This is a genomic window from Brotocaccenecus cirricatena (assembly GCF_020687045.1).
Taxonomy (GTDB): Bacteria; Bacillota; Clostridia; order Oscillospirales; family Oscillospiraceae; genus Vescimonas; species Vescimonas cirricatena.
The window spans coordinates 1-2,223 of the sequence record NZ_JAJEPW010000134.1 but is presented as its reverse complement, the minus strand read 5'-3'; the positions used below and the strand labels follow the sequence as shown (position 1 = coordinate 2,223).

General features: G+C 65.6%; 3 protein-coding genes. All 3 read right to left on the bottom strand.

Features of this window, described 5'->3' with window-relative positions; genetic code table 11:
* Window positions 1–39 precede the first annotated feature (39 nt).
* From LKD37_RS17360 to LKD37_RS17350, 3 genes are read right to left on the bottom strand one after another with little or no spacing between them, the layout of a single operon-like run.
* Window positions 40–771: an ABC transporter permease gene (locus LKD37_RS17360; protein WP_302930312.1), complete on the bottom strand. Its 732-nt coding sequence runs from the start codon at window positions 769–771 to the stop codon at window positions 40–42.
* On the bottom strand, window positions 768–1,496 hold the full coding sequence (locus LKD37_RS17355; protein ID WP_302930311.1) for an ABC transporter ATP-binding protein: 729 nt from the start codon (window positions 1,494–1,496) through the stop codon (window positions 768–770). The genes LKD37_RS17360 and LKD37_RS17355 overlap by 4 nt, the downstream gene beginning before the upstream one ends.
* Window positions 1,493–2,068, bottom strand: a complete 576-nt coding sequence (locus tag LKD37_RS17350) for a TetR/AcrR family transcriptional regulator (protein ID WP_302930310.1) — start codon at window positions 2,066–2,068, stop codon at window positions 1,493–1,495. Before LKD37_RS17350 ends, LKD37_RS17355 begins: the two co-directional genes overlap by 4 nt.
* Window positions 2,069–2,223 lie beyond the last annotated feature (155 nt).

Genomic DNA, 2,223 nt, shown 5'->3' with positions numbered 1-2,223 from the left:
GCCGGGCATCACGCCCGGCACCGGTTTTTTCTATCCATATTATTGCCGCTTCATCTGCCGCAGGAACAGCAGCACGGCGGCGGCCAGAGCCGCTGCGGCGTAGGCCAGCACCCACCACAGGTGGGGCATGACGCTGGCCCAATCGCCGGACAGAGCCGCCCGGTCCAGCTCCACGGCGTGGACGAAGGGCAGCGCATAGGCGATGCGCTGGAAGGCCCCGCCCACCAGCTCCAGGTCGAACCAGGTACCCGACAGCCAGGCCGTCAGGTTGGTCAGCAGCGCCCCGCAGATGCCGCCCACCTGCTTGACGTTCATCACGCTGCCGCACAGCAGGCCCAGGCCGATGAACAGCAGCGCCGCAGGCAGGTCCAGCAGCACCGCCCAGATCATCCGCACCGACACCGTCAGCCCCAGGGGGACCGCCGCCAGGTAGCAGACGGCCGCCTGCACCGCCGCCATAGGCACCAGAGGCAGCACATAGCCGAAGATGAAGTCCCCGGCGGTCAGGGGCGCGGTATACAGCCGCTGCAGCAGGGCGCTCTCCCGGTCCCGGGCCACTAAGGTGGCGGAAAACAGGGCAATGAAGGCCAGGCCGAACACGGAGATGCCCGGAGTCAGCCGGTCGATGGCGAACAGGTCCACCGGGACATTGGCCTGGATGGCGCTGAGCAGAAGCAGCAGCACCAGGGGGAAGCCCAGGCCGAAGGCCAGGTTCAGCGGGTCCCGCACGATCTCCCATGTGGTGCGGCGGCAAAGTGCCTGCAGTTTCATTTCCCCGCCCCCTTTACAATGGCGATGAACGCCTCCTCGAATTTTTCGCAGCCGGTTTGGGCCTTCAGCTCCTCCGGAGTGCCCAGGGCCAGAAGACGGCCGTCCTTCATGACCCCCACCCGGTCGGACAGGGCCTCGGCCTCCTCCATATAGTGGGTGGTGAGGATCACGGTGATCCGCCCCTTCAGCGCCCGGATCACGTCCCACAGCTCCGCCCGGGCCAGCACGTCCAGCCCCAGGGTGGGCTCATCCAGAAACAGAATTTCAGGCCGGGCAACCAGGGCCATGGCGATGCTCAGGCGGCGCTGCCAGCCGCCGGACAGCTTCCCGGCCCGGCGGGCCAGCACCGGCTCCAGGCCCAGAGTCCGGGCCAGCTCCTCCACCCGGGCCAGGGACTCCTGCCGGGGCAGACCGTGAACGCCGCACATCAGCAGGAGATTCTCCCGGGCGGTGAGGTTGGGGGCCACGGCAGTCTCCTGAGGGGACACGCCGATGCAGTTCTTGACGGCGGCGGTATCGGTGACCACGCTGCGGCCCAGCAGGCGGGCGTCACCGTCGTCGGGCCGGGTCAGGCAGGACAGCATTTTGATGGTGGTGGTCTTTCCGGCGCCGTTGACCCCCAGCAGGGCGAACAGCTCCCCCTGCCGGACCGTCAGGTCCAGGCCGTCCACGGCGGTGATGGGCCCGTAGCGCTTGGTCAGGCCCTGTATTTCGATGGCGTTCATTTCTGCGCCTCCTTTTCCTTGAATCGGGCCAACACGCCCATGTATACGTCGGTCAGCGACGCGCTGATCAGCTCCGTGTCCCAGTCCAGAAAGGACGTGGCCGCCATGGAGGCGATGCCGTGGACATAGATCCACATCTCCAGGTGGAACATTCGGGCGCTCTCCCGGCTGATGCCGGCGGCCCGCTGGATCAGGTCCAGCAGCGGCTCGGCGTCGTCCCCCAGCTGACGGGTGACCTCCTCCCGGCTGCGGTCCCGCATGAACAGCAGACGGAACAGGTGCTTTTCCCGGCGGGCAAAGTCGATATAGGCCATGCCGGAGGCCTTGTAGGGGGGATACTCCCCGCTTTCCATGGCCCGGGCGATGGCCTCGCCATAGAACTGGTATCCGGCCTTCAGCACCTCCTGCTGCACCTCGTCCATGCTCCGGAACAGGCCGAAAATGGGCTTGGCGGAGCAGTCCAGCCGTGCGGCCAGACTCCGGGCCGTCAGGGCCTCGGGGCCGGACTCCCGGGTGATGTCCAGGGCGGCCCGGATGATCTCCTCCCGGGTGAATCGGACTTTCGGCGGCATAGGCGTATCCTCTCCCCTTTCTGTTAAATAACTAACGTTGCGCAACAGATGTTTCTTATTATAGTGCAAAATAGCCCGTTGTCAAGAAAAAGTTTCTCTCAACGGCTTCTGCTTTCATGTGCTGCTGCCGGTGCAGCTGTTTTTAAACGTATACG